This window comes from Sphingopyxis sp. RIFCSPHIGHO2_12_FULL_65_19, from assembly GCF_001830555.1.
Taxonomy (GTDB): Bacteria; Pseudomonadota; Alphaproteobacteria; order Sphingomonadales; family Sphingomonadaceae; genus Sphingopyxis.
In genome coordinates this window covers 49089-63009 of sequence record NZ_MIAM01000056.1, presented here as the reverse complement: position 1 = coordinate 63009, position 13921 = coordinate 49089, and the positions used below count along the sequence as shown (strand labels likewise).

General features: G+C 62.6%; 17 protein-coding genes and 1 pseudogene. 10 read left to right on the top strand and 8 right to left on the bottom strand.

The window, feature by feature from the left end; translation table 11 throughout:
* A pseudogene (locus A3E77_RS15860) lies at positions 1 to 371 on the top strand (elongation factor 4); the annotation flags it as partial.
* 10 nt (positions 372 to 381) lie between these two features.
* Here A3E77_RS15860 and A3E77_RS15855 read toward each other — a convergent pair.
* Entirely contained in the window at positions 382 to 723 is a 342-nt protein-coding gene (locus tag A3E77_RS15855; RefSeq protein ID WP_293647720.1) for a helix-turn-helix domain-containing protein, read from the bottom strand.
* Between the two features lie 191 nt (positions 724 to 914).
* Between A3E77_RS15855 and A3E77_RS15850 the strand changes: the two genes are divergently transcribed.
* Positions 915 to 1541, top strand: a complete 627-nt coding sequence (locus A3E77_RS15850) for a GNAT family N-acetyltransferase (RefSeq protein ID WP_293647718.1) — start codon at positions 915 to 917, stop codon at positions 1539 to 1541.
* Between the two features lie 215 nt (positions 1542 to 1756).
* On the opposite strand, the gene A3E77_RS15845 is transcribed toward A3E77_RS15850, so the two are convergent.
* The 3 genes from A3E77_RS15845 to A3E77_RS15835 form a co-directional block, all read right to left on the bottom strand.
* Positions 1757 to 2029, bottom strand: a complete 273-nt coding sequence (locus A3E77_RS15845) for a hypothetical protein (protein ID WP_293647716.1) — start codon at positions 2027 to 2029, stop codon at positions 1757 to 1759.
* A 184-nt stretch (positions 2030 to 2213) separates the two neighbouring features.
* Complete coding sequence (gene sciP / locus A3E77_RS15840) at positions 2214 to 2513, bottom strand: CtrA inhibitor SciP (RefSeq protein WP_037518529.1); 300 nt, start codon at positions 2511 to 2513, stop codon at positions 2214 to 2216.
* A gap of 2 nt (positions 2514 to 2515) precedes the next feature.
* Entirely contained in the window at positions 2516 to 2896 is a 381-nt protein-coding gene (locus A3E77_RS15835; RefSeq protein ID WP_293647714.1) for a hypothetical protein, read from the bottom strand.
* Positions 2897 to 3040: 144 nt separating this feature from the next.
* On the opposite strand from A3E77_RS15835, the gene mnmA reads away from it, so the two are divergent.
* The 8 genes from mnmA (at position 3041) to A3E77_RS15795 (ending at position 9925) form a co-directional block, all read left to right on the top strand.
* Positions 3041 to 4177, top strand: a complete 1137-nt coding sequence (gene mnmA / locus A3E77_RS15830) for a tRNA 2-thiouridine(34) synthase MnmA (RefSeq protein ID WP_293647712.1) — start codon at positions 3041 to 3043, stop codon at positions 4175 to 4177.
* 55 nt (positions 4178 to 4232) lie between these two features.
* Positions 4233 to 4646, top strand: coding sequence for a hypothetical protein (locus tag A3E77_RS15825; RefSeq protein WP_293647710.1), 414 nt, complete (start codon positions 4233 to 4235; stop codon positions 4644 to 4646).
* A 387-nt stretch (positions 4647 to 5033) separates the two neighbouring features.
* Positions 5034 to 5726, top strand: coding sequence for a DsbA family oxidoreductase (locus tag A3E77_RS15820; RefSeq protein WP_293647708.1), 693 nt, complete (start codon positions 5034 to 5036; stop codon positions 5724 to 5726).
* A gap of 56 nt (positions 5727 to 5782) precedes the next feature.
* Entirely contained in the window at positions 5783 to 6094 is a 312-nt protein-coding gene (locus tag A3E77_RS15815) for a hypothetical protein (RefSeq protein WP_293647706.1), read from the top strand.
* Positions 6095 to 6319: 225 nt separating this feature from the next.
* On the top strand, positions 6320 to 6790 hold the full coding sequence (locus A3E77_RS15810) for a thermonuclease family protein (protein ID WP_293647673.1): 471 nt from the start codon (positions 6320 to 6322) through the stop codon (positions 6788 to 6790).
* A 115-nt stretch (positions 6791 to 6905) separates the two neighbouring features.
* Entirely contained in the window at positions 6906 to 7145 is a 240-nt protein-coding gene (locus A3E77_RS15805) for a DUF2171 domain-containing protein (protein ID WP_293647671.1), read from the top strand.
* A 140-nt stretch (positions 7146 to 7285) separates the two neighbouring features.
* Complete coding sequence (locus tag A3E77_RS15800) at positions 7286 to 8875, top strand: sulfatase-like hydrolase/transferase (protein ID WP_293647669.1); 1590 nt, start codon at positions 7286 to 7288, stop codon at positions 8873 to 8875.
* A gap of 543 nt (positions 8876 to 9418) precedes the next feature.
* Entirely contained in the window at positions 9419 to 9925 is a 507-nt protein-coding gene (locus A3E77_RS15795; RefSeq protein WP_293647667.1) for a hypothetical protein, read from the top strand.
* Positions 9926 to 9964: 39 nt separating this feature from the next.
* On the opposite strand, the gene A3E77_RS15790 is transcribed toward A3E77_RS15795, so the two are convergent.
* The 4 genes from A3E77_RS15790 to A3E77_RS15775 form a co-directional block, all read right to left on the bottom strand.
* Positions 9965 to 10720: a hypothetical protein gene (locus A3E77_RS15790; RefSeq protein ID WP_293647665.1), complete on the bottom strand. Its 756-nt coding sequence runs from the start codon at positions 10718 to 10720 to the stop codon at positions 9965 to 9967.
* Between the two features lie 189 nt (positions 10721 to 10909).
* Entirely contained in the window at positions 10910 to 11596 is a 687-nt protein-coding gene (locus A3E77_RS15785; protein ID WP_293647663.1) for a hypothetical protein, read from the bottom strand.
* 232 nt (positions 11597 to 11828) lie between these two features.
* A complete protein-coding gene (locus A3E77_RS15780) occupies positions 11829 to 13547 on the bottom strand; it encodes an ATP-dependent nuclease (protein ID WP_293647661.1) in 1719 nt (572 codons plus the stop codon).
* A 36-nt stretch (positions 13548 to 13583) separates the two neighbouring features.
* A complete protein-coding gene (locus A3E77_RS15775) occupies positions 13584 to 13808 on the bottom strand; it encodes a hypothetical protein (protein WP_293647659.1) in 225 nt (74 codons plus the stop codon).
* Positions 13809 to 13921 lie beyond the last annotated feature (113 nt).

The following is a 13921-nucleotide window of genomic DNA, read 5'->3' as shown; positions in this document are numbered from 1 at the left end:
GCGCCGGCGACCTCGTCAAGATGAGCATCCTCGTCAACAACGAGCCGGTCGACGCGCTGAGCATGATCGTCCACCGCGGCACCGCCGAGACGCGCGGCCGCGGCATGTGCGAGCGGCTGAAGGACCTGATCCCGCGCCACATGTTCAAGATCCCGATCCAGGCCGCGATCGGCGGCAAGGTCATCGCCCGCGAAACCATCGCCGCGCTGCGCAAGGACGTGACCGCCAAATGTTACGGCGGCGACGCGACCCGCAAGAAGAAGCTGCTCGAAAAGCAGAAAGAGGGCAAAAAGCGGATGCGCGAATATGGCAATGTGAACATTCCGCAGGAAGCGTTTATCGCCGCGCTGCGGATGGGCGACGACGCCTAGTAGCTGGCAGCTATATTTCGATGACGATCCGCACCTTCGATGGGGTCGTTCCCGCGGCGCGGGCGATTTCGGCGCGCATCCGGGTGACCAGATCGGCAAGATGATCGCCGGTGCGGATGCTGTCCTGCGACAGCAGTTCGGCGGGTGAGGCGCCCAAAAGCTGTGAAAGCTCCTGCAATCGGGCGAGCCGGGGGCGCGACCGGCCCTGCTCCCAATAGCAGATCGAGGTTGCCGTGACCCCGAGCTGTTCGGCAAGGTCGGTCTTGCTCAGTCCCTTGGCCCGGCGAAGGCGCGTGAGCTTGTCGCCGAGGGTTTCAAAACCGGGGATGCCGTCGAATGGAGCGTGGATCACGGGCCTGCAACCTTTCAGACTTGGAACTGCAACAAATACCAAGTTAAGCGCGGTTGGGCTTTCAACATCTCACCGATATCGGCGGGGGGAAAATGCGTAGTCCGGCGCGACACCGCCACGGATTGCCGGACCCGCGCGCCTTCCCTATCGTGGAAGGATCGGGAGGCCGCGATGAACGGGACGATAGCCAGGTGACGCGCATCGACGCGATCGAGGTGCATAGTGCGCTGAACGACGGGACCGCGGTTGTCCTGCGCACAATCAGGCCCGACGACGCGCCCCTGATCCGCGACGGGATCGCAAAATTGTCCGCCGAATCGCGCTATTTGCGTTTCTTCTCCGCCGCCCCGGTGCTGCCCGATGCGGTCGTCCATCGGCTGGCCGAGGTCGACGGGCACGACCATCTGGCATGGGGTGCCATCTGTAGCGATTGCCCCGACCGCCCGCCGATCGGCGCGGTCCATGCGGTGCGCTATCGCCATGACGGCCCGGCCGGCGAATTTTCGGTGGCGGTGCTCGACGATTTTCAGGGACTGGGGCTGGCGCGGATGATGACCGCAGCGCTGCTGTTCCAATGCCGTGCCGAAGGGCTCGCGACGCTCGACGTGCATATGCTCTGCGAGAATGACGCCGCCCGAAATCTGGTGAAGTCGATGGGCGCCCAATGGACAAGCGAGTCGGCGGGGGTCGCCGAATATCGTCTCGATGTGGCGGACGCGATCGGCGCGCTGCGCGCCGATACCGATGCGACGGGGGTTCAGGACGTGTTCCGTACGCTCGAAAGCGAGGGCCGTGCGGTCGGGGAGAGCAAAGGCTAGCCCCTCCCGCCGCCTTGGGTCGCAGGTGGCGACGGGAGGGTGGTCCGTGAAGCGGTTCGCTGAAAGCGTGTTCCCGTCCCGAATGCGGTGTTAACCCTGTCCGCCCGATGCCGCGGTGATCGCCATCACAGGTCCGCGAAAGAAACGAAGCGCACGATAAAGGGCGCCGGAATTAATCCGGCGCCCTTCACGCTGCCCTTTAGGGAAGGCAGGCCTTACTTGGTTGCGTCGGCCGGGGCGACTTCCGACGGGGCGATTTCGCCATTGTCGTCCATCGCGTTGGCCTTTTCCTCGCCCGCGGCTTCGACCGCGTCGGCCTTCGCCTCGGTGGCTTCCTTGGCCGGACCTTCGGGCATTGCGTCAGCCTGATCGTCGATGGCGTCAGCCTGGGCTTCGGCCTGATCCTCGACCTTGTCTGCGGCCGGGCTCTGGCAGGCGCCGAGCGCGAGGGCCGAGGTGGCGGCGAGGGTAATGAACATCTTACGCATATCGAGTGACTCCCAAAGTTGACTCCGGGGCTTAACGCGGGGTGAACAAGAGGGTTGCAATGAAATCGTCAAAAATACCGATGATGGCTGACATGTTCGATCCGCGATGGCTGGCGCCGGTGCCGTTCGGGCAAAAAAAGAGGGCGCCGGAAGCGCCCTCTCGTGTCTGGTCCGGTCCCGCGGTTCAGAAGCGCTGTTGGCGCTCGTAAAGATCGCGGTAGTGCTGGATGCGCGTGACGCGCAGCCCCGGCATGCCGCTGCGGTCGATCGACCGCTGCCAGCCTGCAAATTCCTCGAGGGTCAGCCCATAGCGTTCGCACGCCTCGTCGACGGACAGAAGCCCGCCGTTGACGGCCGCGACGACTTCTGCCTTGCGACGCACGACCCAGCGGGTCGTCGACGGCGGCGGCAGCGAGTCGAGCGTCAGCGGTTCTCCCAAGGGGCCGATGACCTGAGCGGGCCGGATTTTCTGATTCTCGATCATGTTCATTCCATATCGTCTACGTCGGCGGGGGGTATGTCCGACGCGTTTTGTCCTAAATCAGAGGGGTTCAACATCGCCTGAAATCCTCTGGTAAACAGGCTGTTCATAGTTTCGGGCAAGGCGTTCCCATCCTCGGACAGGTTGAGGAATCGAACGACTTGCGGCGCCTTTTGTTCCGTCGTCGGCACGACGCCGCACAACATGCCGCGGAGCGCATTAAGCGCTGCTGCATGCGATTCGCGATGCACCGCCGTCCGCACCATTCGCACCGTGGGCAATGACGCCTGGCGCACGCCTGCAACGGCCATGATGATGTCGAAGTCGGGCTTCGACAACCGGGCTGCGCCGGCGATGCGCGGAAGTTCGGACGGGACGAAGTTCATGAGACTTGTCTAGCGAAGACGGCCTAAGGTCCAGTAAATGCCTATTTCATCGCTTGTTAGCGAAGCTTAACTCCTGTCAATATCTTGACGCTTTGCGCAGAAAAGCTGGCATTTTCGGGGCCGCGTCCCTAGATGGCCGGGCATATGGCAACGCTGCTTTCCTCCCCCGCCGGGCTTGCTCAGGCCGACTTTCAACTCGCCGGACCGCTCAAGGACCGGCGAATCGTCGTCGCGATGTCGGGCGGCGTCGATTCGAGCGTCGTTGCGGCGCTCGCGGCGCGGTCGGGCGCCGAGGTGATCGGCGTGACGCTTCAGCTTTACGACAATGGCGCGAAGGCCAAGCGCGTCGGGGCCTGTTGTGCGGGCCAGGATATCCGCGACGCGCGGGCCGTCGCCGACCGGCTTGGTTTCGCACATCATGTCTATGACCATGAAAGCCGCTTTCGCGATACGGTGATCGACCAGTTTGCCGACGAATATCTCGCCGGGCGGACGCCGATCCCCTGCGTGCGTTGCAACATGGGAGTGAAGTTCACCGACCTGTTCCGGCTGGCAAGGGACCTGGGCGCCGATTGTCTCGCGACCGGCCATTATGTCCGGCGCATGGCGGGGCCGGCAGGTGCCGAGTTGCACCGTGCGGTCGATCCGGCGCGCGACCAGAGCTATTTCCTGTTCGCAACGACGCAGGACCAGCTCGACTTTCTACGCTTCCCCTTGGGCGGGCTGGAAAAGACTGTGGTGCGCGAGATCGCGCGCGATTTGGGCCTGGGTGTCGCCGGCAAGCCCGACAGCCAGGATATCTGCTTCGTTCCCGATGGCGATTATGCCACGCTGGTTCGCAAGCTCCGCCCCGACGCCGATGACCAGGGTGAGATCGTCCATATCGACGGCACCGTGCTCGGCGCCCACAAGGGGCTTATTCATTATACCGTCGGCCAGCGGCGCGGGATCGAGATCGGCGGACAGGCTGAACCGCTCTATGTCGTGCGTCTCGACGCGCGCGCGAAGCGGGTCATTGTTGGTCCGCGACGCGCGCTCGCGGTATCTGGGGCGCGGTTGGGCGAGGCGAACTGGCTGGGCGCAGTCGAGGGGCGCGACGTGCTGGCAAAGGTGCGCAGCATGGCAAAGCCGGTTCCCGCGCGGATGGATGGCGAGCAGCTTATCTTTGCGGCGCCCGAATATGGCGTGGCTCCAGGACAGGCAGCGGTGCTTTTCGACGCGGCCGACAATTCGCGCGTTCTTGGCGGCGGATGGATCGAAGAGACTTTTCCCGCGGAATAGATTGCACTTTTTGCCCCGATGTCGCAGCCTGTCGGCCAATCAGGGGAGACAAGTGATGGTCAATATGGTCTTGCGCGGAGCCGTCCTGCTCTGGGCGCTGTTCTTTTTCATTGTCGGCGCGCGGGGATTGTTCGATCCGGCTAGCTATACCGAGACCTTCGGCTTCACGATCAGCGGCGTCGCGATCAACACGCTGCGCGCCGATCTGTCGTCCTTCTTTCTCGTCTCGGCGGGTGCTGCGGCGCTCGGCGCGCTGGTCCCGGCGTGGGTACGCGCGTTGCTGGTGCCCGCGGCGCTTTATGGCACCGCGCTGGCGGGACGGCTGATCGGCGTCGCGATGGGCGACCCGACCAACTTCGGCATCGTGCAGGGCATGATCGTCGAGGCATTGTCGGTCCTGCTGATGATCGGCAGCTGGTGGGTGCTGTCGCGGCCGCCGGTCGATGCGGCGGCAGCGACGGGGCATTAGTTTCGGGGAGATTGGTTGGTTTGGAGCGTTAGTTGCCATCAATAAACTCGTCATCCCGGCCTTCGCTGGGATGACGGATAGGAGAACGCCCGCTTCCCACCCCCAAGCCGACCGTCCATAATCGCCGGAATTCCGGCGTTGCTTGTCTTTTTAACCATTATGTGAGTTACTGGGCGCCAGGTCGCTTCTGTTTTCCTTTGTGGTGGGGAGGAAGCGTATGACGCGCGAAGAGGACAAGAGGTCGAGTACGGACCGGCGGGCGGGCGACCGCCGCGTCGCCGAAGACCCGAATTACAATGGGCCGGATCGTCGCAAGGGCGACCGGCGAACGGACAAGGATCGCCGCTCCGACTGAGCGCGGCGGCGCGCGCCGGCAGGAGAAGAATTGTGACCGAACCGCGCGTGCCGCGCCTCAGCGTCGATATCGTGTCCGACGTGATGTGCCCCTGGTGCATCATCGGCTGGCTGAAATTCGGCAAGGTGATCGATCATTTCGCGGGCCAGCTGGACTTTCGCGTCCAGTGGCATCCGTTCGAGCTCAATCCCGACATGCCGCCCGAAGGCGAGGATGCGGCAAGCCATGTGATGCGCAAATATGGCATCAGCGCCGAACAGAGCCGCGCCAATACGGGAAGGCTGGCTGGGATTGCTGCCGATCTTGGCTTTGCTTTCAATCGCGGGCCGACGTTCCGGATGCGCAACAGTTTCGACGCGCATCGCCTGCTGACGTGGGCAGGGGCGCTCGAGGAACCCGAACAGGCAGCGGCAACGGGTGTCCAGACCGCTTTGAAACTGGCGCTGTTCGCGGCGCATTTTACCGACAATGGCGACGTCAGCGATCATGGCGTCCTTGCCGACGTCGCTGCATCGGTCGGGCTTGACCGCACCCGCGCCGCCGCGATCCTTGCGTCGGGCGAGTTTGGCGAAATGGTCCGCACCGAGGAAGCCTATTGGGCCGACCAGAACATCACCGGCGTTCCTGCGTTCATCCTCGGCGGGCGGATGCTCGTCCCCGGAGCGCAAGACCCGGAGGTTTTCATTCGCGTTATCGAGAATAAGGTGCTGGCGGCCGCGGCCTGAGGAACGCCTGCGCGGCGACATGCGTTTTCCGGCCACCCCATTGAAAGGAGCCGGCCATGATCGATGACGCCCGCAAACCCCAAGCCGATGCGCCCGAAGCGCGCAATCGCGAACAAGATGACGAAGACGCCCAGGCGCAAATTGTCGCCGAGGCGGCACAGGAAGAGCGTCGGCAGCAGGATAGCGACAAGGCGACCAGCGGCGACGAGCGCGACGATGTGCAAGACCTTGTCGACCATATGCGCCAGATGAGACGATCGGGCGTTATTGACATGGACGCTTATCGCGGCGAACGCAGCGACGACGACGCAGACGACGAACTCGGTCCGGGCGGGGTCGAGGATGACCAACCCCGCGGCGCACCTTAGGAGAACGGCCTTCATTTATTCTGAAACGGTGCCGCACCGGGTGTAACCGGGCGCGATGCCGTGCATAGCGGAGGCACCTCGTTGGGATTTTGCTAAACCTCGGCCGCTAGGGTTGGGGTCATGTCAGGACCCGATTTTCATTATCCCCGCCGCCGCGCTGTTCGCCGTCACCGATCTGTGCGATCGCGGCGGCAGGTGGGATCGAATTTTTGGCTCACGCCCTTGATGGCGGTAGGCTTCGTCGCCGCATTGGCGGGGTTCCAGCATGGACCGACCAGCCAGGCTGACGATGCGCCGGTTGCGACCACCATGCCCTTCCTGCGCGCCAACCCTGTCCGAAGCGATGCCCTGTCGGCGCGCTTCGGCCTTTGCCACGGCGGTGGCGGCAGCAACTGTGTCGTCGATGGCGACACCTTTTGGTTTTCGGGGGAGAAATATCGCATCGCCGACATCGACACCCCTGAAACGCATCCCGCGCGGTGCGCCGAAGAGGCCGCGCTGGGTGAGGCCGCTACTGACCGGCTTCGGGACTGGTTGAACGATGGCGCCTTCACCCTCAAAAGCACGGGCCGCGATACCGACCGATATGGACGCAAGCTGCGCGTCCCGATGCGTGACGGGGAAAGCGTCGGTTCGGTGCTTGTCGACGAAGGGCTGGCCCGGCGATGGGAGGGACGAAGACGTCCATGGTGCTAGCGCATTGGTAAGCGGGCGGGGCTTTGGGGCGGCTCGTCCCTGGCTATGGAGCCGACTCGCTGTCTGTGCGTATGATGGTCAGGCTCCCCTCCCCGGAGCATCAAGGAGAATGACCATGGCAGAGCATGACCATAGCGCGATCAAGGAAGATATGACTGTCGTCGGCGCCGATGGCGTCCATGTCGGCACCGTCGACCATCTCGACGGTGAACGGATCAAGCTGACGAAGGCGGACAGCGTCGACGGGAAGCATCATTACCTGCCCGCGGGCCTCGTCGCCGCGGTGGAGGGTGACACGGTTCGCCTGTCAGCAAACGCCGCCAATGCGGTCGATCTGTTTGAAGAGGCAGAATAGCGCTGGATTTGCGAACGACTTAACAGAGAGCCGACGGCGCAATCGGGCGCGTCGGCACCGAAACTGGCCCGCACCCGCAACTGGGCGCGGGCCATTTTCATATGGGAATTTTCAATATCTTGGCATTAGGGCGTGGCCCGATGCAAAGGGCAGACCGGGACAGCGAGCCGCGCGCACGACGCAAAGGGCTTTGGCGGTTGGCCGCCGCCGTGCTGGTCTTTGCCGCCGGCTATGCCATTGCCAACCGTTTCCAGCTCACCCACGGGGTAGCCTACCGCTTCGCTGCTGGCGATATACAGAGCGCGGTGACGGCCTTTCTGTTCATGGCATTTCAGGCGGCTGTTTTCATGGCGGCGCTATTCATGTTTCCGCGGCGCTGGGCGGCGGCGTTGCTGGTCCTTGCGACTGCGTCGATCCTGGTCAACATCGGATACAGCCAGATCGTCGACGAACTTGTCGATGGCGGATCATTGGCATGGATGGTCGCGGAAGCGGGACAGGCGGGCAACGCTGCGGGCGAGTTTGGCCGCGATTTTGCCTGGGTTGCGACGCAGGCGATTGCGGCGCTGGTGCTCTTTTTGCTTGCGCGGCGTTGGGCGCGTCGTGCGCTGACCTTTACATGGAGCCGGGGGACTGCGGCGGTGCTGCTTGTCCTGCTCATCGTGCCGACGCCGCTCTATCGTCACACAGAAGTCTGGCCCGAGGCGGCCGAGCGCAGTCTTTATGGCCTCGGTTGGGACCTGCTTTCGGCGCCGCCGCCCCCGCCGCGCCGCGCGCCCGCCTTGAAACCCGACGCCGACGCAGCGTCCCCGCAGCATATTGTCTGGGTTGTCGACGAGAGCGTCGCCGAAGAGCCTTTCCGGCGGCTGATTGCGCCGAAGCTCGCTGGCGTGCCGCACAGCGATTTCGGGATTGCCGCGTCGCTCGGGCATTGCAGCGCGCCGGCGCAGGTGGCGCTGCGGTCGGGGGTCGATGTCCGCCGCGCGTCGGCGGCCACCGATCTGCGGATGACGCCGTCGATCTGGGCCTATGCCAAGGCGGCAGGTTATACGACGTCGCTGATCGACGGCCAGGTAACGGGCGCGCCGCAAAATCTGATCCTGCCGCCCGAACGCGCGTTGATCGAGGATTACCGGCCGATGGTCGGCGGGATCGATACCGACCTGAAGATTGCCGACGCGCTCAACGCGCGGATGAGGGGCGCGGGACGCAGCTTTACCTATGCGGTGCTGCGCGGCGTCCATTTCCAGTACCGCGACCATTATCCAAAGGGCCGGATTCCCGCCAACAGTTCGGTTGCGCTGCAATATGACACGGCGCTCGCCTGGTCGAAACGCAGCTTTTTCGAGCGGTTGCTGGCGGGTGCCGATCGGGCGAAGGTCGCGATTGTCTATACGTCCGACCATGGGCAGAATCTGACCCCCGGCGCGCTGCCGCATTGCAGCCGAGAGGCGGTTGCCGACGAGTTTCGGGTGCCGATGCTGGCCTTCCTGCCCGACGCGATTGCCGCACCCTATGCCGCGGCGCCGCGATCGGGGCATTCGGCGAGCCAGATCTTGCCCGCGACGCTGATCTGGATGGGATATGATCGCGCCGCGGTCGAGGCGCGCTACGACCGCGATTTGACGCAGCCGACAGCGCGCTTCGTCTGGTTCGGCCGCACTGTAATCCCCACCGGCGGCGACGGCGCCGTCGATGTGACGGCGGGCCAGGATTTCCCCGGTTCATAGGCGCGCGCCGTTTCGGCGCCAGCGCGGCTCGGCCGCTTGCCGGGCGTAGGATGGGGGTGGGGATGGCGGCGGGGATGGGGTGGTCGGGCATCGGCGGCCGCCCGCGGGGGGGGGTAAGGGGCGGCGCCGATGCCTTCGCAAAGAGCAACCTGCCCGGGGCGCGATCGTTGCACCGCCCGCGCACCGATGCGACGGAGCGGCGCGCGCGGGCGACGAACGGCGGTGCAGCGGTCGCCGCGATCAGCGGTCAGGCCTCGTCCGCCGCCCTTTCTTCGATCCGCGCGAGTTCGCGCTCGCGCTGGCGGAGCGCCCGCCGGTCGTGGGTGTTGCGGCGAAGGTAAGCGACGCCGCCGATCAGCGCCGCCACCAGCAAGACGATCAGCGCATAAGCGATCAGGGTTCTCGGTTCGATGTCGTTTACTCCGGCAAGGGGGTTTGCCGAGTCTACCGATAGCCGGCCGAAAGGTTGCTCGGTTCACCGCGTCGGACGGGCCGCGCGGCGGGGGTGGCGCGGCGCGGCGGCGCTTCCTATGTAAGCGCGCGATGACAGGCGGGTATTCCAGACAGATCGTGATCGGGCGGCTGCGGGCCAAGCCGTTGCTGGCGGGGCAATTGCTGTGCGCGCTGGCGGCGGCGGGGCTGATCGTGCGGCAGGCGCATGGCGCGTGGGACTATGGCGCGGGCGAGGCGCTGCGCGCGGTGCTGTTCGGCAACCTGTTGGCGAGTGCGGGCATCGTCGTGGCGCTGATCGGCTTCGCGGCCTTTTATCGCGCGTGGCGGCGGCGCGATGCGTTCATCTGGCACGACGGTGCGCGGCTGTATCGCGGCACGTCGGAAAGCTGGCCGTTGCCGCTGATCCGCGACGTGGTGCTGGCAAAGAGCGAACTGGGCATCGCGTCGCTGCGCCTGGTCGTCGACGACGACAGCGAAGTGACGCGCGAGTTGGTGAAGCTGTACCTGCTCGAAGATTCGCCCGAGGCGGTGCGCGGCGGGGTCATGTTCGCGGTCGCCGGACTGCGCGGGTTTCCGGCGGGGTCGGTGATGAATTGAGGCGATCGAACGGGGCGGCGCCCCGGCCGCACTCGCGCCTTACCGATCAGGCTCGAAGCGGATGGTGATGGTGGTGCGTTTGCCCGCCGCGGGCCGGCCGTCGGTCAGTTTGGCGGGCACGCGTGCCGCGGTGCTGCGGCGATTGGCCCAATCGACGGGCAGGCGCTCGGCAATTTCGGGGGGCGACGAACCCGCGGGGCGGCACAGGACCGACAGGTCGGCCTGCACCTGACACAGGACGTCGATCGTCCCGCCGTCGCGGGCAAAGCGCGGCGGCAGTTCGTAATGACCCAGTTTGAAAAGCGGCGGCAGCAATTTGGCCGCAACCATCTCGCCCGTGTCCAGATTGACCGCGGGCCGCGTCGCGGGATCGATCCGCAGCGGGAAGCGGACATAGCGGCGCACCGCCGCATCGGCGCCGACGGCGGGATAGCCGGCGAGACGCGGCACCACCGATTCGACCTGGCGCCGGGCAGTCCGCGCGACCACGCTGTCGGCGTTCAGCCCGACCACGTCGCACCCGGCGCCGACCTGTCCCCCCGGCGCAACCGGGCACATCATCGTCACATCGACGGGCGCGGCCGGCAATGTGCCGGATACCGACCAGGCGATATGGCGGCGCGCGACCGTTGCGTTCGCGGCGGTCATCTGTTGCATCGGCAAGGACCAGACGCGGGCCTGATACGTCACGCCCTGCGGATCGGTATAGCGGGTCAGCGGCGGATCGCCGGCCTGTGCCGCGGCGGCCGAAGCGAGAAGGGCGAGCGGCGCGAGCAGGGCGATCGATGGGTCCATGGCGAAAAGCCTAAACGCGAAGTGCCGATTTCCAAAGCCGAATTTCCCTGGGGCTGCACGGCCGCGCAGAGACGCCGAGCAGGGCAAAGGGGGGAAGGTCCGCCCCGCCGACCGCATCTTTCACCAAAGTTCAGTAAAGGTCAGCCCCGCCGACGGCGCGGATTCGGCAAAGTTCAGTGAAGGTCAGCCTCATCGCGCGCCGCGGCGACGCGCGGCGGGCACGGCGAGCGGGGCGTCACGATCCTCGCGGTGCCAGGGCGGCAATTGGCCGTCGCATTGATCGGCGATGTCGAGCGCCATCGCGAGCTCATCGGGCGCCATCAGCGCGGCGGGCGCGGCCGGCGGCGCGGGGTGGAGGCGGACCAGCGCCTCGGCCACCGGAGCAGCTTCGGTTCGCGGGGCGGCGGCGCTGCGGAAACAGTCGGGGCCATAAGCGCGCAGCAGGAACATCAGCAATCGGTCGCTCTGGCGCAGGCGGCGGCCGACGCGGTTGCCGTCGCGGTCGAACACCGGCTCGTCGGTGCCGACGAGCGCGCGTTCAAAGGCGGCGTCGAGCAATTTCTTCGCCGCGGCGTCGATCGCTGCGGACCAGGCGCGGTCGAATGCCTCGGCGCCGGGTGAACGGCGCAGGCGATAGGCGGAGGATTCGGACATATCGACCTGCCGTGCCGCGGTGGCGACCGAGCCGCAATCGGCCAGCGCCTCGATAAAGGCGCGCTGCTTGTCGGGCGACCAGCCGTCCTTGCGGCGCTTTTTCAGCACCGGCACCCAGTCGTAGGCGGCGGGGTCGTGGCCGTGCGCGTCGAGCGCGGTGGCGGGTTCGGCGGTGGGGGCGATGGCCGCGTCGGGGGGCGGGATGGGGGCGATGTGGCTCATCCGCCAGTTTGGAGCATAGGCGAATAATGTAGGACAGGGGTTTTTGGGGTGGGGTGTGCGAAATAGGATTTTGGGTGTGGGCGTGTTGGTTCAGGCGAAGAAGCGAAGGGTCACCCGTCATTTGTCATGCCGGACTTGATCCGGCATCCATGTGGCGTAGGGTATTGGGGGTTAAGTAAACTGTCACCGTAATCCCACCGTAATCCCGTTACCCTAATTCCGCAGCTTCATTCTATCTATTTGATTTTTCGATATATATTATCAAATTTGACAATTTTCGAGAAAATTCATCCTCCATTCCTTCCAATGGATCGATTTTTTTCTTTGTAAGTTCCACGGCGATTTTCATTTTGTCGCTTGTGCGTCGATTTTGATCGACCGCCTCGCCAACCCAATAATCTATCGGTTTTGAAAATCTGTTCCCCTTCGCCGACGTGCTTATCGCGCTGGAGTGAACCGCTTTAATAGCATCGTCTCGATCCGAGTTTTTATAGTAATTTTCTATCTCACGGCCGTCGGTTACCCAAACGAAGCCACCAACACTTTCTATTTCATCTACGACTCGTTGCTTTGTTTTTCGAATTTCTTGTTCTGCGGATGACCGATCGCTGTCGATTAAAATTGCGGGGTGTCGACAAAGCGGTAGGAGTTGGATCATATTTTCAAATTCAGCATCGCTCAAAGAGAGGTGGCTCAGGAGTTTTCCACCGTAAAACATAATTGAGAAATGCTCAGCCTCTTGGAGGTGAGGCGCAGAACGTGAAAGCCAATCTAGAACGTATATTCTATCTGATGGCCCCTCGACCCAAATAACGCAATTGGCTTGTAGTAAGTCGCTGGACTTGAATCCCATTGTTCTACATGCTTCAAATTTTTCCTGAGATGTCAGGAGCCGTCTAATCTTCGCTATGCCATCATGAGAACTAATACCAAATATATGGGCTTCTGGGGTGTCAATTATAGCAGATGAATGCGTGGTTATAAAAAACTGATTCTCGGTTTCTTCTGAAATGAAACGCATGAGTCTTCTTTGAAGGGTTGGATGTAGGTGAACCTCGGGTTCTTCCAAGAGAATTATGTCGTTCGGTCGAGTGATGATCTCAGAAGCGAGTATAACAAGTTCGTGAATTCCAGATCCAAGCATTTCAAGAGGAAGAAAGTTTCTACCGCTCTTTATATTAATAGTTTTTTTATCGCTTGGAATTTGAATTTGAACATGATCGTCTTCGATCACTGTCGATACAAACCTTCTAAGTGATTCAAAGCGTTTTGTATCGTCCATATTCAAATAGCTTGGATAAGCGAGGTCGGCTAGCTTTTCAATTACGTGTTCTTTGCCTTGATCTTGAGAGTATTCATCAAAGAATTCTTCCACGCGCGTTGGAATCTGCCTAAAAGAGGGAATAAAAAAGCTCGAGTAGCTTTCTGATATCGATTTAGCAAAAGTTGCCATGGTTTGAGGGAACCAGTGAGCTTCGTAGGACCCCCTGCCAGATCCCGTCAAAGCACTCCACATTCTTTGAAAACTTGCTTGATGCTCTAAGCTGATTTCAGGTGCGGGAATAGGGTATTCCCGGCTGTTGTCTCGACGATGAATAGAGACGGCGACTGTCAGCAGCTGGTCTGTAGTTAAGACTTTGGCTGCTCTCAACGCGTTGGACCATTCTTTTGGCCAAGGGCTACGCTGATAGTAATCCTCCGGATCGAAGGGTATGGAGACCAGAATCTTATCTAGATTTGATCCAGATATCGGACGGTCCGCAGAAGCAATTTTTAGACGGGGCGGGTTAGGAGAAATAGATGGGATTAGAACGCGCTTGATGAATCTAAGTACATTCGATTTTCCGCAATTATTAGAACCGATAACTATATTTACTCTCGATAGCGGGCGTAGCCATTCTGGATCTTGACCGAAATTGCGAAAATCGGAGATCGAAAATCCGGTAAGCAAACTTCTACTCCGTCGTTCGTGCCAAGCTTGCCTCGCTCAAACCGAAAACCCGCCTGCATTCCGCCGGTTCGAGCTTGCCGCCAGCACCTTCTTGCCCTGCGGGGTCAGCGCCCATTTGGCGCCCTGTTTCACCACCAGCCCCAGCGTGACGAGTTCGTCGCGGATTGCGTCGGTCGGGAGCTGCGGGCGGCGGTTCGACAGGCCTTCGAGCGTTGCGCGCTGCGGTTGGCTGAGGATGATGAGTTTCTGTTTTTCGGTCATTTGGGTTCTTTCTCGGGGTTTCGGGCGTCGCGTCGTATCGCTGAACCCCACCCCGCTGCACTAAGCCAGCAAGCTGGCAAGTTTCGCTGCCCCTCCCGCTTGCGGGAGGGGTT